Source organism: Micromonospora sp. NPDC007208, assembly GCF_042869175.1.
GTDB classification, from domain to species: Bacteria; Actinomycetota; Actinomycetes; order Mycobacteriales; family Micromonosporaceae; genus Micromonospora; species Micromonospora foliorum.
Genome location: NZ_JBIAFG010000005.1, coordinates 400,866 through 420,780, shown reverse-complemented (window position 1 = coordinate 420,780; position 19,915 = coordinate 400,866). Strand labels below are relative to the sequence as shown.

At 71.8% G+C, this 19,915-nt stretch carries 16 protein-coding genes; 7 read left to right on the top strand and 9 right to left on the bottom strand.

The window, feature by feature from the left end:
• Window positions 1-6 precede the first annotated feature (6 nt).
• Window positions 7-936, bottom strand: coding sequence for a DUF3027 domain-containing protein (locus tag ACFYL6_RS13790; RefSeq protein ID WP_387171002.1), 930 nt, complete (start codon window positions 934-936; stop codon window positions 7-9).
• Here ACFYL6_RS13790 and ACFYL6_RS13785 point away from each other — a divergent pair.
• Complete coding sequence (locus tag ACFYL6_RS13785; protein ID WP_387171000.1) at window positions 935-2,536, top strand: MFS transporter; 1,602 nt, start codon at window positions 935-937, stop codon at window positions 2,534-2,536. The two genes, ACFYL6_RS13790 and ACFYL6_RS13785, sit on opposite strands and share 2 nt — an antisense overlap.
• Window positions 2,533-3,183 (top strand): futalosine hydrolase, encoded by a 651-nt coding sequence (locus ACFYL6_RS13780; RefSeq protein ID WP_387170998.1) that lies wholly within the window; start codon window positions 2,533-2,535, stop codon window positions 3,181-3,183. The genes ACFYL6_RS13785 and ACFYL6_RS13780 overlap by 4 nt, the downstream gene beginning before the upstream one ends.
• Here the strand turns inward: ACFYL6_RS13780 and ACFYL6_RS13775 are convergent, their stop codons facing one another.
• Window positions 3,184-4,026 (bottom strand): helix-turn-helix domain-containing protein, encoded by an 843-nt coding sequence (locus ACFYL6_RS13775; RefSeq protein WP_387170996.1) that lies wholly within the window; start codon window positions 4,024-4,026, stop codon window positions 3,184-3,186.
• Window positions 4,027-4,463: 437 nt separating this feature from the next.
• On the opposite strand from ACFYL6_RS13775, the gene ACFYL6_RS13770 reads away from it, so the two are divergent.
• Window positions 4,464-5,312 (top strand): 1,4-dihydroxy-6-naphthoate synthase, encoded by an 849-nt coding sequence (locus ACFYL6_RS13770; protein WP_112677681.1) that lies wholly within the window; start codon window positions 4,464-4,466, stop codon window positions 5,310-5,312.
• Here the strand turns inward: ACFYL6_RS13770 and ACFYL6_RS13765 are convergent.
• Window positions 5,273-5,659 (bottom strand): cold-shock protein, encoded by a 387-nt coding sequence (locus ACFYL6_RS13765; RefSeq protein WP_074316242.1) that lies wholly within the window; start codon window positions 5,657-5,659, stop codon window positions 5,273-5,275. The two genes, ACFYL6_RS13770 and ACFYL6_RS13765, sit on opposite strands and share 40 nt — an antisense overlap.
• A 27-nt stretch (window positions 5,660-5,686) precedes the next feature.
• The gene (locus ACFYL6_RS13760; RefSeq protein ID WP_387170994.1) at window positions 5,687-6,310 is read right to left on the bottom strand and encodes an HAD family hydrolase; all 624 of its coding nucleotides are present in this window, start codon (window positions 6,308-6,310) and stop codon (window positions 5,687-5,689) included.
• A gap of 83 nt (window positions 6,311-6,393) precedes the next feature.
• Between ACFYL6_RS13760 and ACFYL6_RS13755 the strand changes: the two genes are divergently transcribed.
• Window positions 6,394-8,877, top strand: a complete 2,484-nt coding sequence (locus ACFYL6_RS13755) for a helicase-associated domain-containing protein (RefSeq protein WP_387170992.1) — start codon at window positions 6,394-6,396, stop codon at window positions 8,875-8,877.
• Window positions 8,878-8,907: 30 nt separating this feature from the next.
• On the opposite strand, the gene ACFYL6_RS13750 is transcribed toward ACFYL6_RS13755, so the two are convergent.
• A complete protein-coding gene (locus ACFYL6_RS13750; protein ID WP_387170990.1) occupies window positions 8,908-9,144 on the bottom strand; it encodes a hypothetical protein in 237 nt (78 codons plus the stop codon).
• 98 nt (window positions 9,145-9,242) lie between these two features.
• Complete coding sequence (locus ACFYL6_RS13745) at window positions 9,243-10,124, bottom strand: L,D-transpeptidase family protein (RefSeq protein WP_387170988.1); 882 nt, start codon at window positions 10,122-10,124, stop codon at window positions 9,243-9,245.
• A gap of 172 nt (window positions 10,125-10,296) precedes the next feature.
• Here ACFYL6_RS13745 and ACFYL6_RS13740 point away from each other — a divergent pair, with 172 nt between their 5' ends.
• On the top strand, window positions 10,297-11,976 hold the full coding sequence (locus ACFYL6_RS13740; protein WP_387170986.1) for a DNA repair helicase XPB: 1,680 nt from the start codon (window positions 10,297-10,299) through the stop codon (window positions 11,974-11,976).
• A 447-nt stretch (window positions 11,977-12,423) separates the two neighbouring features.
• A complete protein-coding gene (locus ACFYL6_RS13735) occupies window positions 12,424-12,690 on the top strand; it encodes a hypothetical protein (protein ID WP_387170985.1) in 267 nt (88 codons plus the stop codon).
• Window positions 12,691-12,709: 19 nt separating this feature from the next.
• Here the strand turns inward: ACFYL6_RS13735 and ACFYL6_RS13730 are convergent, their stop codons facing one another.
• The gene (locus tag ACFYL6_RS13730) at window positions 12,710-13,282 is read right to left on the bottom strand and encodes a TetR/AcrR family transcriptional regulator (RefSeq protein WP_387170983.1); all 573 of its coding nucleotides are present in this window, start codon (window positions 13,280-13,282) and stop codon (window positions 12,710-12,712) included.
• Window positions 13,283-13,370: 88 nt separating this feature from the next.
• Between ACFYL6_RS13730 and ACFYL6_RS13725 the strand changes: the two genes are divergently transcribed.
• Entirely contained in the window at window positions 13,371-13,742 is a 372-nt protein-coding gene (locus ACFYL6_RS13725) for a DUF4267 domain-containing protein (protein WP_387170982.1), read from the top strand.
• Window positions 13,743-13,839: 97 nt separating this feature from the next.
• On the opposite strand, the gene ACFYL6_RS13720 is transcribed toward ACFYL6_RS13725, so the two are convergent.
• Window positions 13,840-14,562, bottom strand: a complete 723-nt coding sequence (locus tag ACFYL6_RS13720) for a hypothetical protein (RefSeq protein ID WP_387170980.1) — start codon at window positions 14,560-14,562, stop codon at window positions 13,840-13,842.
• Between the two features lie 177 nt (window positions 14,563-14,739).
• Window positions 14,740-19,725, bottom strand: coding sequence for a carbohydrate-binding protein (locus ACFYL6_RS13715; RefSeq protein WP_387170978.1), 4,986 nt, complete (start codon window positions 19,723-19,725; stop codon window positions 14,740-14,742).
• Between the last annotated feature and the right edge of the window lie 190 nt (window positions 19,726-19,915).

Sequence of the window (19,915 nt, the reverse complement as noted above, 5' to 3'; positions counted from 1 at the left end):
GGACGATCAGGAGTGCCCGTACGGCTCCGCCGGCTCAGCCGCCTCCACCGATCCCGGGGCCCGGCTGACCGACATGGCCTCGACCGCGCTGTCGTCGTACACCGTGGGAAGCTCTTCGACCGCGGTCTCGGCCGCCTCGATCAACGTCTCGGAGTGGGCGCCGCAACCGTGATCGGCGCTCACCACCCGGCCGTCGTCGGGAGCGTAGAAGTTGCCGCACGCGCCGAAGGCCTGCCGCATCGCGCCGGCCAGCGGCAGGTAGAAGCCGCAGGTGCCGCAGCGCGCGGTGGCCGGCGCGGCGGTCGAGATGGCCGCGGCGGGGCCGTGGTCACCCTCGTACCAGCGCTGCGCCGTGTCGATGCGACCCTCCCGGGAGAGCACGCGGGCGCGCCCGAGACCCAACTCCCACGCCGTCTCCTCGACCGCCGGGTCGTCGGAGAGCAGGTAACCGGGGACCAGTCGATCGTCGTCGGGCGAGGTCGGGAGCAGGTCGCCCGGACCGAGGTCGCCCGGCTTGAGCCGCTCCTGCCAGGGCAGCCAGCCGGGCGCGAGCAGCGCGTCCGGGCCGGGGAGCAGCACCGTCTCGCAGATGGTCACCGTCTTGCTGCGCGGCACCCGGGTGACGGTGACCGCCCACCGCCAGCCGTTGTAACCGGCGAGGCCGCATTCGAAGTAGTGGGTGACCAGCCGATCACCCTCGGCCACGACCTGCAGGTGGGCGCCGACATCGTCGGCGTCCACCTCGGTGATGCCGGCGCGGGCCACCTCGACGGCGGCGGCGCAGACCTGGTCGAGACGGGCTGCGCGGGTGGAGGCGGGCCTGGTCACCAGACCATTGTTCCCCATGCGCCTCGCAGGGGTGACAGGGACTCCCGGGGAACCTTTCCCAGCGGTGGTGCGGCGTACCCGGATCAGATGGGCGAGGATGGTGCACATGCCGTCGTACTCCCGCTCCGGGCGATCCGTCCTCGGGCGGACCGTCGGCACCGGCATTCGCGCCATCCGTCTGCTGCTGCGTGGTTCGGTGGGCAGCGGCCGCTGGGTGACCCGCCGGGCCGGTCGGGCCCGCGCCCGGGGCGCCGGCGGCGAGGTCGGCATGGTTCGCCTGTTCGACCTGCACGCGCTCTCCTGTGCCGGCGACACCCTGATCGCCATCGGCCTGGCCGGCACGATCTTCTTCAACGTGCCGCTCGGTGAGGCCCGCAGCAAGGTCGCGCTCTACCTGCTGGTGACCATGGTGCCGTTCGCGATGCTCGCCCCGGTGGTGGGCCCGCTGCTGGACCACTTCCGGCACGGCCGGCGGTACGCCCTGGCCGCGACGATGCTCGGCCGCGCCTTCCTGGCCTGGTTGATCTCCGACTACATCCACGGCTTCGGGCTCTATCCGGCCGCGTTCGGAGTGCTCGCGCTCTCCCGGGCGTACGGTGTGGCCCGCTCCGCGGCGGTGCCCCGGTTGTTGCCGGAGGGCCTCGGCCTGTCCCAGGTGGGCGCCCGGGCCAGCGTCTACGGCACGGTCGCGGGTGCGTTGGTGGCGCCGATCGGGTTGGCCGCGTTCTGGTTCGGGCCGCAGTGGCCGCTACGGGTCGCGTCGGTGATCTTCCTGGTCGGCATGGTGATCTCCCTGCGGTTGCCACCGAAGGCCGACTCGGAACCACCGGAGCGGGTCCCCCGGCCACTGCGCGCGCTGGGCCGCCGCCGTGGCGATCGGCCACTGGGCCGGGGCCGACCGTCCGGCCGGCTGGTGATCGCCACCCTGATCGGCGCCGCGACGCTCCGCGCGCTCTACGGCTTCCTGCTGCTCTTCCTCGCCTTCGCGATCAAGAAGGGCGACCTGACCACCGTGGTGTTCGGCCGGGACCTGGGCGCCGAGTGGGCGTTGGGCGTGGTCGGCGGCGCGCTCGCGGTCGGCACCTTCCTGGCCACCGCCATCGGCACCCGACTGCGCATCCACCGGCCGACCGCCATCCAGTCCAGCAGCATGATCATCGTGGCCGGGGTGGCGGTGCTCGCCGTCATCCAGTTCTCGCTGGTGATGGTCGCCCTGCTCTGCCTGGTCGCCGCGCTGGTCAGCGGGATAGCGAAGCTGGCCGTGGACGCCTCGATCCAGGAGCGCATCCCGGAACGGTTGCGCGCCAGTTCCTTCGCCCACTCCGAGACGGCGCTGATGCTCGCCTTCGTCGCCGGCGGCGGGCTCGGGCTGGTGCCGTTCGATGGTCGGATCGGCATCGCGGTCGCCGCCGGGGTGGGCGTACTGGCCGCGATCCGGGGTGTGCTGGCCGCCGCCCGACTGCGCGGCGAGAAGCTGGCCGGCCGGCCGCTCGGCGACGACGAGCTGACCGAGGACGAGCCGGCGGACGAGCCCGGGGACCCCGCGCCCACCTCACCGGCACCGGCCCAGACCAGCTCACCGCAGTACGACGACCCGAGCCTCGCCCCGCCGGGCTACCACATCTACCGCCCGTCGTCGGCGGTTGGCGGCCCGGGTGGCGGGGCCGACGACGACACCCGCCGCGAGTCCCCCGGCTCACTCTCGTGACGGGTCTGCTGGTGGTGACGGCGGTGCCAGCCGAGGCGGACGCGGTCCGCGCCGGGCTGACCGACCACACCGTGACCGTCACGCCGATCGGTGTGGGCCCAGCCGTCGCCGGTGCCGCCACCGCCCGTCTGCTGGCGCTGGCCGAGGCCGCCGGCCGCCCGTACCGTGCGGTGGTCAGCGCCGGCGTGGCCGGCGGCTTCACCGGGCGGGCCGAGGTCGGCGACACGGTGCTCGGCACCGCCAGCATCGCCGCCGACCTGGGCGCGGAGTCGCCCGACGGCTTCATCCCCGTCGACGAGTTGGGCATGCCGCCCGCGCTGCTCGGCGCCGGCAGCAGGGTGCCGACGGACCCGGGCCTGCTGGCGGCACTGCGGACCGCCCTCCCGACGGCCACGGTCGGCCCGGTGCTCACGGTCAGCACCGTCACCGGCACCACCGCCGGCACCGACGAGCTGCGCCGGAGGCATCCGGAAGCGGTCGCCGAAGCCATGGAGGGGTACGGCGTGGCGGTCGCCGCGGCGCAGGCCGGGGTGCCCTTCGCCGAGCTGCGCACCATCTCCAACCCGATCGGCCCCCGTGACCGGGACGCCTGGCGGCTGCGTGAAGCCCTCGCCGCACTGACCGCAGCAGCCCCGGCACTGCGCTGACTACGGCCGCGGAGTGGACACGTCGAGCGTGAGCGCCGACGGCCGGCCCGCCTGTAGCTCAAACCCGCAGGCGAGAAGGAACTCGACGTTCCCGGCCTCGGCTATCGCGTGCGTGGTCCGGATGCCGGCCACCGCCATCTCCCTGGCCAGCAGCCCGATCAACTGACGCCCGATGCCCAGAGTCCGCAGGCCCGGAGCAACGAGAACGCCCTCCAACACCAGCTCACGCCGGTCGCCCCAATCCTCGCCGAGGAGCAGGTCGAAGCTCCGCTCATGGGCCCTCAGCTCGCCGACCGGCCCGACGCCCGGCACCTCGGCGAGAAAGCGCCACGATGTGGCCGGAAGCCCTTCAACGGCGCGCCGATACCGCACCTCGGCGCGCGCCCGGTTCCGCAAGCGTCGCTCGTCACGCCGCGCTCGATCCAGGTCGTAGGTCAGCTCCGGGACGCGTATCGGCCACAACCGCCGCGGCAAGGTGTACGAGTGCGCCCACCAGGCACCCGGCCAATCCTTGAGGGTCAGGACCCGCCGGACGTCAAGGTGGGCCGGGTATCGACGACCGGCCTCGTCCCGTGGCTCGTCGTCCGGTGCATCCGGTGACTCGCCGCCTACCCTGCGGGAGGGGTCGCCGGGCAGGCTCAGGAAGACCTCACCGCCGGCCGCACGGACCAGCCGCTCCACCGTCCGGAACGCCGGCCCGGCACCCTGCCCCGCCTCGATCCGCGCCACCGTGCTCTTCGGGACCCCGGACTGCTCGGCCAATTCCCGCTGACTCAGATCGGCGCGTCGACGAAGATCCCGCAGAGTTGCCCCCACGTCGATCGCATCCTTGTCGGCAGCCACCGGTCCATGGTTTTCCGCTCAACTCGACTCGTCAACAGGACCCAACCCACCTGTGGACAACCCTGTGGATAAAGTCGCCGTCGCTGTGCATACCTCTTTGTTCGCGCCTGTCGAGCTGCCCCGTCGGCGGGGCGCGCCGGATAGACGCCGGGCAAAGATCAAAGCTCGACCGCCACCGCCCACCCGCCACCGCCACCCGCCAGCCGCCAGCCGCCAGCCGCCAGCCGCCACCAACGACACCGCCCGACAGGCACTGGCATGGCGACGGCGCCCCGCCAACGGGGCAGCTCTACAGGGCGCGGCAGTGGTTAGCCCCACCCCCCGTCGCTGGCCTGGTACCCGACCATGCCCGCCGGCAGAGGGCGCCGAGTGCCCGGCAGGTCACAGGCGCGGGACCGCTGCAACGGGGCCGAGCGGGGCGGGGCTACCGTGGGGGTGTGGCGCTCTCCCTGGCGATCTCGCCCTGCCCCAACGACACGTTCGTCTTCCACGCGCTGGTGCACGGGCGGGTGCCCGGCGCGCCGCCGGTCGAGGTGACGTACGCCGACGTGGACGTCACCAACACGGCGGCCGAGCGGGGCGCGTTCGACCTGGTGAAGGTGAGCTTCGCGGCGCTGCCCTGGCTGCTCGACGACTACCACCTGCTGCCCTGCGGGGGCGCGCTCGGTCGCGGTTGCGGCCCGCTGGTGCTCACCCGGGGCGACCGTGACGGCGGGCCGGACCGCACCGACCTGACCGGTGCCACGGTGGCGGTGCCGGGCGACCGGACCACCGCGTACCTGCTGTTCCGGCTCTGGTCGGCCGGGCGACCGCCGGCCCGGATCGAAGTGGTCCCGTTCCACGAGATCATGCCGGGCGTGGCGGCTGGGCGCTACGACGCTGGGCTGGTCATCCACGAGGCCCGGTTCACCTACCACCGGCACGGCCTGAGCGCCCTGGTCGACCTCGGCGAGTGGTGGGAGGCCGACACCGGCCTGCCCATCCCCCTCGGCGCGATCCTGGCCCGTCGTGGGGCGGTCGACCCGGAGGCCGCGGCCGGTTGGGTCCGCGAGTCGGTCCGGCAGGCCTGGGCGGACCCGGCGGCCAGCCGGGAGTACGTGTTGGCGCACGCCCAGGAGATGGAACTCGACGTGGTGGACCGGCACATCGGCCTCTACGTCAACGAGTTCACCGCAGACCTGGGCGAGGCCGGCTTCGCCGCGGTGGCGGCACTGCTCGACCGGGCCGCCACCGCCGGCCTGGTGCCTCAGACCTCCAGCTCGCGTGCCACCGCGTGGACCAGCTGAGCGATCTTCTGCGCGGCCTTCTTGTCCGGGTACCGACCCCGGCGCAGGTCCGGCTGGACCTTCGCCTCCAGCACCTTGATCATGTCTTCGACCAGGCCGTGCAGCTCCTCGGCCGGCCGACGGCGCAGCTCCGCCATCGACGGCGGCGCGTCCAGCAGCTTGACTCCCATGGCCTGCGCGCCCCGGCGGCTGTCCACCACGCTGAAGTCGACCCGCTGGCCACCCTTGAGGTCGGTGACACCCGCCGGCAGCGCCCCCTTGGGCAGGAACACGTCGCCGCCCTCGTCACTCGTGACGAAGCCGTATCCCTTGGCCGTGTCGTACCACTTCACTCGACCCGTAGGCACCTGAAAACCCCTGCTTCACTTGAGCCGCTACTGCTCCAAGGCTAGCTGGATCATCCCGTCGAGCGCCGCTGGGAATTCGACGAGCCCGTCCAGCACCACTTCCGCCCCGGCCGCGCGCAGCTCGTCGGAGGAGCACGGGCCGGTCGCGACGCCGATGCCGGGCACCCCGGCCGCAGCCGCCGCCACCATGTCCGCGACATGGTCACCGACGTAGTGGGTCGCGCCGTGCTCCCGCAGAGCTGTCGCCTTCTGCTCGGCGAACAGGTCACCGGCCAACTCGTCGACCGTGAGACCGAGGTGGTCCAGGTGCAACCGGGCCAGCCGGCCCATCTTGGAGGTGACGACGAGCACCCGGCCACCCCGCGCACGGATCGCGTCGATGGCCTCCCGCGCGCCGGGCAGTAGGAGCGTCGGGGTGATCGCGTACGCCGGGTACAGCTCGCGATACACCCGCACGGCCGACTCGACCTGCTCCGGCGGGAACCAGTGCGCGATCTCGGTACGCAGCGGCGGGCCGAGCCGGGACACCGCCAGCTCGGCGTCGACCGGCACACCGGTCCTCGCGGTCAGCGCCCGGTAGGCCGCGGCGATGCCGGGGCGGGAGTCCACCAGGGTCATGTCGAGGTCGAATCCGACGGTCAGTGCGGGCATGTCGAGAAACGTACCGGCTACTCCCAGTCGGCCGGACGTCCGAGGGGCGCGGAAGCCCGGTGCCGGGCTAGCGTGGAAAGACGATGACCACCTCACTCGCCGACCACCTGCGGTCGCTGCCCGACGAGTCACTGGCCGCGCTCCTCCAGCTGCGGCCCGACCTCGTCGTGCCCGTGCCGTCCGACGTCTCCGCCCTGGCCATCCGGGCCCAGTCCCGGGTGTCCGTGGCCCGCGCGCTGGACGGTCTGGACCAGTTCACCCTCCAGATCCTCGACGCCGCCCGCCTCACCCGGAATCCGGACGACGCCACCACGACCACCGAAACCGTGCTCGCGATGGCGACCTCCGGGCCGCAACTGCCGGCTCCGACGGCCGTCCGGGCCGCCGTGGGCCGACTACGTGCGCTCTTCCTGCTGTACGGCCCGGAGCATGCGCTCCAGGTGGTGCCCGCCGTCGACGAGGTCGCCCCGTACCCCGCTGGGCTCGGCCGGCCGGCCGCGGAGCTGGACCCGCGCACCGCCGCGCTCTGCGCGGACCCGGCGAAGCTCCGACGGACGGTGCTCGCCGCCCCGCCCTCGGCCCGGGCGATCCTGGACCGGTTGGCGGCCGGCCCGCCGGTGGGCAGCGTGCCGCCCGGGGCGTTGCAGGCGCCGCCGCTGGGCGCGGAGGACCCGGTCCTCTCCGACCCGACCAACGGGGGCGCCCCGACCGGGTCCCCGGTGCGGTGGCTCGTCGACAACCGGCTGCTGGTCCCGGTGACGACCGGCTCGTCCACGGCCAGCGGAACCGTGGAGCTGCCCCGCGAGGTCGGCCTGCTGCTGCGCCGCGACAGCGGCCCACTCGGGCCGCTGCGCACCAGCCCACCGCCGGTGGCCTCCGCGCCGCGCGAGCCGAAGGCGGTCGACTCGGCCGGGGCCGGGCAGACCATGGAGGTGGTCCGGAACACCGAAGGGCTGCTGGAGCAGCTCGCCGACGAGCCCGCGCCGGTGCTTCGTTCGGGCGGCATCGGGGTGCGGGATCTGCGCCGGTTGGCGCGTACCGCCGGGCTGGACGAACCGACCACCGCGCTGCTGTTGGAGGTCGCGTACGCGGCGGGGCTCCTCGGTGAGCTGGAGATGCCCGGCGCGACCACCGGCCGGTACGGGGCGGACCAGCAGGTGCTGCCGACCGGCGGGTACGAGGTGTGGCGGGCCGCCTCGCTGGCCCAACGCTGGGAGCAGCTCGCCCGAGCGTGGCTGACCATGACCCGGCAGGTGGGACTGGTGGGTCGCCGTGACGACCGGGACCGGCCGATCACCGCGCTCTCCGCCGAGGCCGAGCGGGCCAGCGTGCCGGCCACCCGGCGGGCGGTGCTCGGGGTGCTCGCCGATCTGGAGCCGGCGACCGCGCCCACCCCGGAGGAGGTGCAGGACCTGCTGGACTGGCGGGCCCCGCGCCGCAGCCGGGGCCGGGACGCCGCCCACCGGGAGGTGCTGGCCGAGGCCGCTCAACTGGGCGTGACGGGGCTGGGGGCGCTCACCTCGTACGGTCGACTGCTGCTGGGTGACCTGACGTCGACCGACGAGCGGGGTGACGACCCGCTGGGCGTGCACGCGGACGTCGAGAGTGGCGACCCGTCCAGTGCCGCGCGGGCGCTGGACGCCCTGCTGCCCGCACCGGTCGACCACTTCCTGGTGCAGGCCGACCTGACCGTGGTGGTGCCCGGACCACCCGAGCCGGCGCTCGCCGTCGAGCTGGAGGCGATGACCGAGCTGGAGTCGGCCGGCGGGGCCAGCGTGCACCGGGTGACCACGGCGAGCGTGCGGCGAGCACTGGATTCCGGCTACACGGCCGACGACCTGCACGACGTGTTCCGGCGCCGGTCGCGTACCCCGGTGCCGCAGGGGCTCACCTATTTGATCGACGACGTGGCGCGTAAGCACGGCGGGCTGCGGGTCGGCCTGGCCGGGTCGTACCTGCGCAGCGACGACGAGACGCTGATCAGTGAGGTGCTGGCCGACCGGCGGCTGGAGTCGTTGGCGCTGCGGCGGCTCGCCCCGACGGTGCTGTGCACGCAGTACCAGGTCGGTCGGCTGCTGGGTGCGCTACGCGACGCGGGGTACGCCCCCGTGCAGGAGGACGGTACCGGCAGCACGGTGCTGGCCCGGCCCCGAATCCGGCGGGCCCCGCCCCGGGTGTCCGTGACCACCCGGACGATCGATCCGCTGGCCGCCCCGAAGCTGCCCATGCCCCGGCTGCTCGGCGTGGTGGAGCACATCCGGCGGGGTGAGGCGGCGGCGCGGGCGGCCCGGCGGGCACCGGCGGTGGTGCGCGGCGGTGCGCCGGGGCTGGGCGGTGGCCCGGTGCCGGCACACACCCACAGCGAGGCCCTGGCGGTGCTCCAACAGGCGGTCCGGGACAAGGCGCTGGTCTGGGTGGGCTACGTCGACGCGCACGGGGCGACCGCGTCGCGCCTGCTCAAGCCGGTCTCGATCGGTGCCGGCTACCTGCGGGCCGAGGACGAACGGACCGAGATGCTGCACACGTTCGCGCTGCACCGGATCACCGCGGCGGTGGTGGCGGACTGACCGATGGCGCCACCGCGCGGGCGCTGTCGGTCAGCGGCGGCTGCGGCGTACGGTGCCGACCACCGAGATGATCAGCAGCAGCGCGAAGCCGGCACCGGCGGACTCCCCGACCGAGTCGACGAAGCCCTGCCGGAGCACCAGCCAGCCGAAGAGGAACCACCCGAGGAGGAGCGTCGCCGCGACGAGGTACGCGATCACGGTCGCTCGGGACACCTCGTCGGGTGGTGCGTGCTCGTGCTCTGCGATCACGTCACGGTCGACCGTCATGCCCAGCCTCCCCGCCCGGTCCGGCCCTGGACTCCCAAGGGTGACACTCGAAAGTCCGGTCGGACAGGGGGTTATCACCCCGATTCGCTGCGTGTCACTCAGGTGCCGGGGCGTCGGCCGATCAGCACGACCCGGGTGCCGACCTTGCCGAGCTCCCACATCCGGACGGCGTCGGCGTGCAACAGGTTGACGCACCCGTGCGAGCCGATCGACTTCTCGTGCAGGTAGGTGGTGGTCTCGTGGAAGCCCATCCCCTGGGTGAAGTGCTGCCAGTACGGCAGCCACACCTCGTACGGGTCGGACCACTCCTTGGGGTTGCGGTAGTTGACGGTGTACGTGCCGGCCGGGGTGCGGTAGCCGGACATGCCGGTGCGGGTCACCGTCGGCGCCATGATCACCTTGCCGCCGCGGAGCGCCCAGACGGTCTGCCGGGTCAGGTCCACGCAGAACGTGGTGCCCGTGCCGGCCTTGCAGCGGGTCGTGTCGGTGGTGGCGAGGCGCTGGGCCACGTCGAGGGTGGTCGGGCCGGCGCGACCCTCGACGGGGCGAATGCCGTACCTCTTCTGGAACTTCTTGATCGCGGCGCAGTCGGCGGCGGACTGCCGACCGTCCACGCTCACCGTCCCGAACCCGCCCAACCGGGCCAGGTAGGTCTCCACCGCGCGCTGGTGCTGACCCTGGGGGCAGCCGGCGACCTTCGGCGTACCGGTGCTGGGGGTCGTCGTGGGTGCTGCCGTGCGGGTCGGCTTCGGCGTGGGTTTCCGGGAGGGTTTGGCTGTGGGCGCTGCCGGCGTGGGCCGGCCGTGCTGGTCCGGCCCGGGCGTGTCGCTCGCCCCCGTTGCCTGTTCCGCCGCACCGACTGGGGCGGCTCCCCCGCCACCACTCCCGCCGGACTGCGGATCGAACGCGCACGCACCCGCGCCGACCAGCACGACCACCACAAGGGCGACCAGCCGGGAAGTGATCCGGACATGCTTCATGGGCCCTCCCCAGACAGTCGTCCCTTTACTAGACGTTCGTGAGTGCCGTCACGGTTGCGGCTGGTGAGCAACTTTCTTCCGCCGTCCCGCATCGTGCAACACTGGATGGTCGGCCAACGGCGGGTATGCGACCCGTTCCGGCCGGACGGCCAACCGAGGAGAGGACGCTGGCGTGAGCGGTGGACCACTGATCGTGCAGTCGGACAAGACCCTGCTGCTGGAGATCGACCACCCCGACGCGCAGGCCTGCCGGATGGCGATCGCGCCGTTCGCGGAGCTGGAACGCTCGCCGGAGCACGTGCACACCTACCGCCTGACCCCGCTGGGTCTGTGGAACGCCCGCGCGGCGGGGCACGACGCCGAGGGCGTCGTGGACTCGCTGCTCAAGTACTCCCGCTACCCGGTGCCGCACGCGCTGCTGGTGGACGTGGCCGAGACGATGGACCGGTACGGCCGGCTCCAGCTCGCCAACGACCCGGCGTACGGGCTGGTGCTGCGCGCACTGGACCGGCTGGTGCTGATCGAGGTGGCCAAGAGCAAGAAGCTCGCCGGGATGCTCGGCGACAAGGTCGACGACGACACCATCCGGGTGCACCCGTCCGAGCGCGGTCGGCTCAAGCAGGCGCTGCTCAAGCTGGGCTGGCCGGCGGAGGACCTGGCCGGTTACGTCGACGGTGAGGCGCACCCGATCGAGCTGGCCGAGGCCGGCAAGGACGGGCGCAAGCCGTGGACGCTGCGCTCGTACCAGCGGGAGGCCGTCGAGGCGTTCTGGGCCGGCGGGTCGGGGGTGGTGGTGCTGCCCTGCGGCGCCGGCAAGACCCTGGTCGGCGCGGCGGCGATGGCCGAGGCGAAGGCGACCACCCTGATCCTGGTCACCAACACGGTCGCCGGCCGGCAATGGAAGCGGGAGCTGATCGCCCGTACGTCGCTGACCGAGGAGGAGATCGGCGAGTACTCCGGCGAGCGCAAGGAGATCCGCCCGGTCACCATCGCGACGTACCAGGTGCTCACCTCGCGGCGCGGCGGCGCATTCACCCACCTGGACCTCTTCGGGGCCCGCGACTGGGGCCTGGTCGTCTACGACGAGGTGCACCTGCTGCCCGCACCGATCTTCCGGTTCACCGCGGACCTCCAGGCCCGCCGCCGGCTGGGCCTCACCGCGACTCTGGTACGCGAGGACGGCCGCGAGGGGGACGTGTTCAGCCTCATCGGTCCGAAGCGGTACGACGCGCCGTGGAAGGACATCGAGTCGCAGGGCTGGATCGCCCCCGCCGAGTGCACCGAGGTCAGGGTGACCCTGACCGACGCGGAGCGGATGTCGTACGCGACGGCGGAGGCGGAGGAGCGCTACCGGATGGCGGCGACCGCCCGCACCAAGCTGCCGGTGGTCAAGGCGCTCGTCGACCGGCACCCGGACGACCAGGTGCTGGTGATCGGCGCGTACATCGACCAGCTACACCAGCTCGGCGAGTACCTTGACGCGCCGATCATCCAGGGCTCGACCACCAACAAGGAGCGGGAACGGCTCTTCGACGCGTTCCGCACCGGGGAGATCCGCACGCTGGTGATCTCGAAGGTCGGCAACTTCTCCATCGACCTGCCCGAGGCGGCGGTGGCGATCCAGGTGTCGGGGACGTTCGGGTCACGCCAGGAGGAGGCGCAGCGGCTCGGCCGGGTGCTCCGGCCGAAGGCCGACGGCCGGCAGGCGCACTTCTACACGGTGGTGTCCCGGGACACGATCGACACGGAGTACGCGGCCCACCGGCAACGCTTCCTCGCCGAGCAGGGGTACGCGTACACCATCGTCGACGCCGACGACGTCCTCGGCCCGAAGCTCCCGACGGTCGACTGACCACGTGCGGCCGTTGATCGACTCGATTTTCAGGAAGTCGCGGTGTCCGGGGCGCTTTGATGCCCCGGTTTCCTGAAAACCGAGTCGATCAGCGCGGTGGGCGGCCTCGTGCGGCGCGTCGCTCTCGGTGATGCGGTGCTGCTGCGGTCGGTTGGCGCCTCTCGTACTGGTCTCGCATCGCCGCCGAGATCCGACCGTCGAGACTCCATCCGCCGCGCTCCCCGGCGCGGCCCTGCTGCCGTACCCCCGAACGGCCGCGGGCCGGGCGGTCTCCGCCGACCGCAACCGGCGGAGACCGCCCCTCCACGTCGATCCCATCCGACGAAGGGCAGTCACCGTGCGCAACCTGATCCGACGGCTGGCGAGCCGACGCGACGAGCCACCTGCGACGACATGGCAGGCAGAGCAGCCGCAGCCCTGGCAGCGCCTCGAACGGTGCCGCCACCGATGAGCGACCGTTGGGTGATCCACCTGCCGATCACCGCGCCCGACCTGCTGCGGGCACGGATCTTCGCGCGTACCGCCGCTCGGGTGTTGGTCCGGCTCAGCGCGCGGGTCGAGCCGGGCGGGGTGACCGTCTCGGCGGAGGACCAGCAGGGCGTACGACACTGGGTCTTCTGTGATCGGCCACTACCCGGCGGCGCGCGGTGCGCCCTGCCCACCGACCACCTGTCGCCCTGCGCTCGACGCACGCCCCGGCCCAGCGGTCGGTGAACTCAGCGCGTGGCAATGCTCAGCGGGAGAAGCGGTCCACCATCACCGCCAGCCGGCGGTCGTGGCCGGGGCGGCGGAGCCGGCCGCTGCGCATCAGCGTGACCAGCCCGTGCAGGCCGCTCCAGAACGTCTCGGTGACCGTCTCCAGGTCGTCGTCCCCGGCGACCGGGCGCACCGCCTCGGCCAGTTCGGCGAAGCCGCGGGCCAGGTCCGTCGGGACGTCCTGAGTGGCGAACGGCAGGTCCACGGCGAGGGTGAACATCGCGTCGTAGAGCGCGGGACGCTGCTCCGCGAACGCGACGTATGCCGCCGCCACGTCGGCGACCACCTGCCGAGGGCTGGCGGCCGAGGCCCGGGCCGAGGCCAGGGCGTCGGCCAACTCGGCGAAGCCCTCGACGGCGACGGCCGCCATGATGGCGTCCTTGCCCTTGAAGTGGCTGTAGAGGACGGGCTGGCTGTACTCGATCTCGGCGGCGAGCCGGCGGGTGGTCACCGCGTCCCAACCTTCCGCCAGGGCCAGGTCGCGTGCCGCGGCGACGATCGCCTGTTCCCGTTCCGCCCGCTCGCGCTCCCGGCGCCCCTGTGTCGACATGACCGTAATGCTAGCACCGCTAGATATCCTGTCGGCGCTCTGCTAGCGTCGCTCTCACATCTAGCAGCGCTAGGAACTGGAGCGGACCATGCTGTCCTTTGTCGCCTACGGGCTCGCCGTCGTGCTCAGCCTCTTCGTCGCCTTCATCGGCGCGCGGTTCCTGCTGGTGCCCACCGCGTCGGCTGCCGGGTACGGCGTGCCGGCCCGTCCCGACGGAGATCCCGCCTACCTCACGGTCAAGGGCGTACGCGATCTCAGCTATGGCCTGCTCGGCCTGGCCCTCATCGCCTTCACCACCGCCGACGCGGTCGCGTGGTTCATGCTGATCGTCACGCTCGTCCCGCTGGGCGACACCGTCATCGTGCTGCGAAACGGCGGAACAAAGGCGGTCGCCTTCGGCGTCCACCTCGCCACCGCCGCAGTAGTCCTCCTGGACGCCGCCCTGCTGTTCGCCCTCTAACCCCACCCCCACCCCGACCTGCCCACGGTGATCAAGAGGTTTGCGTCATCGACATGCCGATCGGTGACGCAAACCTCTTGATCAACGGTCGGGTGGGTTAGGACGTGGGGGGTGGGCAGCGGTCGGGGAGGGTGACCTGGCCGGGGCGGTGGTCGAAGGTGTCCATCGTGAACCACTCGTCCAGCTCCGGGTCGAAGAGGTTCTGCAGGCCGAACTGCAACACCTGCCACCAGCGGCTCGGGTCGCGCTGGTCGACGTAGATGTCGCCGAGCGCGAGTGGGAACCGGAAGAACTCCCCCGGCACGGTGGAACCGCCGACGACTCCGACCCGCCAGTGGTCGACGTGCCGGTCCTGGTCACCCTGCAGGATCTCCGGCCCCACGTAGCGGGAGGTCTTCAGCTTGTCGTTGAAGATCTGCCGGTTGAAGAACCCCGGGATCTTGCTGCATGGGCGGGGCGGGAACAGCGGGATGTTCGGCCACTTGTAGGTGAGCGTGTAGAGCGTGTTCTCGTAGATCAGGTTCGTGAACCAGATCGGGTGGTCCGGGCCACCAGCGATCATCTGGCTGTTGCCGCCCCGGCCCTGCCAGCTGAACGGCACGTCGATGCCGAGGTCACGTACGACGTACCGGCCGGTGCCCTGGAAGTCGGCGGGGAGCAGCGGTGGGCGCGGCTCCCGCGCGTCGGGGGCGGTGGGGCCGTCGGCCTGGGCCGCGCGGGGCAGCGGCGCCGCCGCCGGACCGGGCGCGACCACACCGAGGGCGAACAGGCCGCCGGCCACCGCCGCAACAACGGTCCGACGGGTACGCCGCAACCCCATCTGCCCTCCGCCGACGTCGAAAGTGGCCGGTGCCCGGCCGCGTCTGTCTTCGGCGAAGCGTAGGAGCAGGGAAAACGTGAGAGTGGGCAGAACCGGTGCCCTCCACCGGACGGGTGACGAGACGCGCACCGGCCCGGGACCAGCAGCGGTCCCGGGCCGGCGATCACGCGAACCTGCCTACTTGATCAGTTTCCAGGGGCCGGACTTGTCACCCGGTTCCTGGCCACGGGTCCACCACTTCGCCTCGTACACGTGGCCCTTGAAGGACACCCGGTCGCCGGCGTTGTAGACCTTGGTGAGGGTCCAGGCCGCCGGGCTGTTGTCCGGCGGGGTGGGGGCAATCTCCTCCCAGGAGCCGTTGCGGTCACCCGGCTTCTGGTTGCGGGTGTACCACTGGGCCCGCCACTTCTTGCCGTCGTACATCGCGAAGTCGCCCGAGTTGAAGACCCGCGACGCGGTCCAGATCGCCGTCCCGTCCTCGGTCATGGCGATCTCCTGCCATGCGCCGTTGGGGTCGGCGCCTGGCTTCTGGTTCTTCGTGTACCAGGAGGCCCGGAAGACCCGACCCTGGTAGGTCACCTTGTCGCCGTCGTTGTAGACCGTCGACGAACTCCACTCGGCGGGCAGGTTCACCGTCAGCACGGCGGTGGCCTCCACCGGCGTGAGCAGGTCACTGCCCTGGTACGACGCGGTCAGCGTGTGCTGACCACCCGCGAGGCCCACCGGGAGGGTGAACGTCGCGGTCCCGTTGGTGACCGCGGCCGAGCCGCGAATCGTCGTACCCTCGCGCAACTCCACCGCGCCGGTGACCGGTGTGCTGCCGGCCGCGACCCGCACGGTCACCGTCGCCGCGGTGCCCCAGGTGGTCGGGGCGGCGGTGACGGTCATCGTCGGGACCTGCTTGGCGGTCGCGAAGACGGCCGGCTGGGCCACCGCCTCGCCACCGTCGGCGCTCCTCGCCGAGACGATCCAGCCGTACGAGGTGCCCGGCAGGAGCTTGCCCCAGGTCGTGGTGGCGACACCGTTCGAGGTCACCTCGTCGGTGCCGATCGTGCCGGACGGCACGTACGCGGCCAGTGAGTCGGTGGTGAACGACGTCTTGCGGGTGCTGAGGTCCACCGGCAGGGTCAGGTTGTCCTCCGAGCCGTTGTACCGCGGCTTGGGCTGGCTGCCGTCCTGGCGGATGTCGTACTCGGTCGCCCCGAAGTTCTTCAGGAACGGCGAGTACGTGTCGATGTGCATCTCGGCCCGGTCCACGTCGAACTGGAGCAGGCGTAGGAAGCTCGCCCCGAACTGCAACCGGTCGGTGGCCTTGTGGTCCGGGGTGCCGTCGCCGTTGACGTCGATGGTGCCGTCGGCGGCGACCTGCTTCGGCCATAGTTCGGCGGCGGTGACCGTGTAGAATTGGTAGTCCGCGAGCAGCTCGACGACGTCGTGGCTGACGGTGACGCCGATCTTCGACTTCAGGTTGGTGCCGACGCCGTGCTCGTGACCGGCGAGGACCAGGAAGACGTTCGGGTTGACCTCGACGACCTGCTTGAAGAGCGGCGAGCCGTCCGGTGCGGAGAAGTCCGCACCCCGCCCGTCCGGGTTGGCCGAGGGCTTCAGGTAGTCGTGGGAGAGCAGGATCCCGTTGCGGTCCTTGTACCGCTTGAAGATCGAGTCAGCCCACTTGGCCTCGGCCGGCGTGACGCCGTACGACAGGCCGACCGCGACGAAGTCCAGACCACCGGCGGAGAAGAGCAGGTAGTTGTTCTGGTTGTCCTTGCCCGGCACGACGGAACCGTCGGCCTTGGTCACCTCGTCCCACGCGTGGTACTCGGTGCCCTTCGGCCAGGACTTCGCCGTCCCGTAGTACCGGTCGGCGCTGAACGTCCGGCTGAACCGGGACGTGGGCCCCGTCTCGGCACCCAACTGGTCGTCGTGGTTACCCGCGATGACCTGGTTGACGACGCCGTTGTCGTCGAGGATCTTCTGGAAGCCGGAGGCGGCGGCGAGTTCCTTCTCGACCTGCTCGTGCAGACCGGGCCGCTTCAGCGAACCGTCCGGGTTGGTGGCCAGCGGGTCGTAGTAGTCGTTCTCGATGACGTCGCCGGTGTGCGCGGCGTACGCGATCTTGCGGCTGGCCGCGTTGTCGGCGATCCACTGCATCTGGTCGCGGTACGCGGCCGACCAGATCGCCTGCTCCTCGACCGTCTCGACGTCCGTGGGCTCGGCCTTGCCGTCGAAGTCGTCGTAGGTGCCGCCGGCCGCACCCTCGGTGATGTACTGGGTGTCGGTGAAGTGCGCCAGCGAGAAGTCGTACGAGGCTGGGTCCTCGAAGCGGTCCTTGTCGTTCTGCGCCGTCGAGTCGCGCGGGGACAGGTCGTCGGCGAACGGGTCCTCGCCGGTGACCAGCACGTGCACCACACCACCGTCGCGGTAACCGGCCTCCACCGGCGCGGTCAGCACCGTCTCGCGTCCGACCTGGCCACGCGAGGAGGTCAGCACGACCCATTTGTCGGTGGCCGGGTTCCACGCCCGCAGCGCCACGATCCGGGCCGGGTCGATCGTGCCCGACCAGCGCAGGGTCGGCACCTGCTTGGTCGCCCCGAGCGGCAGGTCGTAGCGCTGGAAGATCACCCCACGGCTGGACGGGGTGTCGATCGTCGCGCCGTCGAGCGGACGCAGCGAGGCGACATCCACGTTCCGATCGTGCTGGACGTCGAGCGTGGTCGGCACGTCGGCCGCCTCACCCTGGTAGCCGCCGGTCGGCAGGACCACGTCCGCCTTGGTGAAGGTGGCGGTCAGCCCGACCCCCTCGGCACCGGGAATCCGCGCGGACAACTCGGCCGAGAGCGGGTCGGTGCTCTTGACTGTCGAGTTCAGCTCGGTCGGGACGTCCGGGATGCTGGCGCTGCTGAACCGCACCTCGCGGGTGGCGGTGTTGCCGAGCGCGTCGGTCGCCGTGACCGCGATGGTGTGCTCCCCGGCCGGCAGGCCGTGGCCGATCTGGTCACCCTGCTTGACAGCCGTGCCGTCGAGCGTGATGACCGGCGTACCGACCACCCCGGTGGCATCCTTGATCTTGACGTTGAGCGCCACGGTCGAGGTGAGCCGCTGCCCGGCCGCCGGGACGCTGTTCTCGACCTCCGGGGCGGTGTTGTCGGTGGTGAAGCGCCGCGTCGAGGTCTTGTCCCCGACGACCGCCTTGATGGTGTGGGTGCCGTCCGCGATCAACGTCGTGTCCACGTCGGCGCGCTTGCCCAGCGCCGGCAGCGCCGAGCCGTCCGCCGCCGTGACGTCGAACAGGACCATCTTGTTCAGCACCGCGTTGTAGCTGCTGCCGCAGGTGCCGTCCCCGATGTACGTGGTCACCTGGGAGCCGGCGGGGTAGCCCGCCGAGCCGATGGTGACAGTCGTCTGCGCTGTCGACCGGGTCAGCTGGGTCGCCTTCGCGCCGGTCGGCAGCAGTTGGAAGTCCCGCAGGGTGAAGTCGTCGAAGTTGTCGCAGCCGCCCGGCTTGGCGCTGCCGTGGTCGTTGCCGGCGACGAACTCCACGGCGTTGACGCCCGGCACCAGCCACTCGTTCGGGAAGGTGAGGTCGGCGACCTCCTTCTCCCACATGCCGATCTCCACCGGGATGCCGTTGACCAGCACCTTGTTGTCGTACCCGTTGTCGCTGCCGTTGCCGCCGACGAACACCTTCAGGTGCGCGTCGCCCCCGCTGCCGAGGGTGTCGACCGTCCGCGTCGTCGGCGCGTCCGCGATGGTGAAGTGGAGTTCGGCGTCCTTGTTGGCGGCGCAGGTGCCGTCGCCCAACGGCAGCGTGGCGGCGGTCGTCTCCGCCTTCGTCACGGTCGTGCCGCTGGTGGTGACGAGGTACGTGGTACCAGCGGTCACCGTGCCCGCCGTGCTCAGGGTGAGGCTCGTCGCCGCCCGGGTGAGCGTGAAGTCGTCGTGGTTCGCGCAGGTAGCCCCGTTGAGGGTGCCGTTGTAGTCGCCGGTCCGGATCTCGACGACGTTGTCGCCGAGGTGCAGGAACCGGGTGGGGAACGCCAGCCTGACGTCCTCCGCGCCGGTCGCGCCGTAGTCACCGCCGAGGTCGACCCGGTGGCCGTTGACCAGCGCGTAGTTGTGGTAGCGCGCCTCGATCGAGTTGCCGGCCGCGACCGAGAGGCCGAGGGTGGCGGTGCCAGCGGCCAGCGCCTCCGCGTTCTCGGCGGGCTTGTCGTCGATGGCCAACGACTCGACGTGGTCCTTGCCGCCGGTGGGCAGCGCGGCGATCACCGGTCGGGTGCCGCGTACGCGGGCACCGTCACCGGGGGTGACCACCGCCGCGCCGGCCGGAGCGTTGTTGACGTCCACCGTCACGGACGTCTTCGCGCCCGACTGGGTGGTCGCGCTGACGGTGTGCGTACCGTTGGCGAGCTTGGTGGTGTCGAGGTCGGTGCGCAGGCCGGACGTGCTGCCCGGCTCACCGGAGACGACGAACGTCAGATCCTGGTTGAGCAGCTTCGCCGAGCTGCCGCAGGTGCCGTCTCCGAAGCTGTAGCTGAACAGGTTCTGCTCACCGTCGGCGACCACGCCGAGCAAACTGAGGCTGATGCTGCTCAGCGCGTAGTCGTCGTAGTTGGGGCAGCGGCCACCCTCACCGTTGGGCAGCTCCTCATAGCCGACGGCGGTCTTGGTGGTGGTGTCGACCCAGTTCGCTCCGGCGTGGACGGTGATGGTGTTGGCCCCGGGGCGCAGCCAGTCGCCCGGGAAGTCGAGGGTGCCGACCTGCCCACCGGCGAGGTCCGGAAGGTAGACCCGGTCCGCCTCGGCCGTGTGGGCGTTGACGGTGACGTAGTTGCGGTAGCGGGCCTCGGTGCCGTTGCCGCCCATCTCGAAGCCGAAGTGGGCGGTGCCGGCGGTCTTCTCCGCGTCGATCCTGTCGCCGTCGACAGCGAGGGTGGTCACCGAGTCGTTCTCGGTGACCGGCTCGACGACGACGGGGAGCTTGCCCTCGACGTTCTGCCCGCTGCTCAGGTTGATCAGCGGGGTGTTACCGCTGGTCGGAGTCGCTTGCGCGCCCGCGAGGGTGGGGTTGAGGGCCGTTGCCGGCCCGGCGATGAGGATCAGCGCGACCGCGGACAGGACTCCGCGTGTTCGCTTCCTACGCGCACGTGTTTCGTGCGTCATGGCGGGGTTTCTCCTTCGTGACGGGTCAGGGTGGACGCCACCGACGCGAAGAAACCCGCCACGACACCGCAGGGCCGACGAGCGGTTGAGGGCATGCCAACGCTCCGGCCCACAGGTGCTGTGGCACGCCGGCGTGCGCGGCCGTTGGATGACCCTGCCGGCTCTGTGCGAACTCGCCAGCCAAACCGGG

Bases quoted from the DNA above. Each gene is read 5' to 3' on its own strand.
- ACFYL6_RS13785 (WP_387171000.1), top strand. From the start codon at position 935: ATGCCGTCGTACTCCCGCTCCGGGCGATCCGTCCTCGGGCGGACCGTC.
- ACFYL6_RS13790 (WP_387171002.1), bottom strand. From the start codon at position 936: ATGTGCACCATCCTCGCCCATCTGATCCGGGTACGCCGCACCACCGCT.
- ACFYL6_RS13760 (WP_387170994.1), bottom strand. From the start codon at position 6,310: ATGCCCGCACTGACCGTCGGATTCGACCTCGACATGACCCTGGTGGAC.
- ACFYL6_RS13755 (WP_387170992.1), top strand. From the start codon at position 6,394: ATGACCACCTCACTCGCCGACCACCTGCGGTCGCTGCCCGACGAGTCA.
- ACFYL6_RS13750 (WP_387170990.1), bottom strand. From the start codon at position 9,144: ATGACGGTCGACCGTGACGTGATCGCAGAGCACGAGCACGCACCACCC.
- ACFYL6_RS13745 (WP_387170988.1), bottom strand. From the start codon at position 10,124: ATGAAGCATGTCCGGATCACTTCCCGGCTGGTCGCCCTTGTGGTGGTC.
- ACFYL6_RS13735 (WP_387170985.1), top strand. From the start codon at position 12,424: ATGAGCGACCGTTGGGTGATCCACCTGCCGATCACCGCGCCCGACCTG.
- ACFYL6_RS13730 (WP_387170983.1), bottom strand. From the start codon at position 13,282: ATGTCGACACAGGGGCGCCGGGAGCGCGAGCGGGCGGAACGGGAACAG.
- ACFYL6_RS13725 (WP_387170982.1), top strand. From the start codon at position 13,371: ATGCTGTCCTTTGTCGCCTACGGGCTCGCCGTCGTGCTCAGCCTCTTC.
- ACFYL6_RS13720 (WP_387170980.1), bottom strand. From the start codon at position 14,562: ATGGGGTTGCGGCGTACCCGTCGGACCGTTGTTGCGGCGGTGGCCGGC.
- ACFYL6_RS13715 (WP_387170978.1), bottom strand. From the start codon at position 19,725: ATGACGCACGAAACACGTGCGCGTAGGAAGCGAACACGCGGAGTCCTG.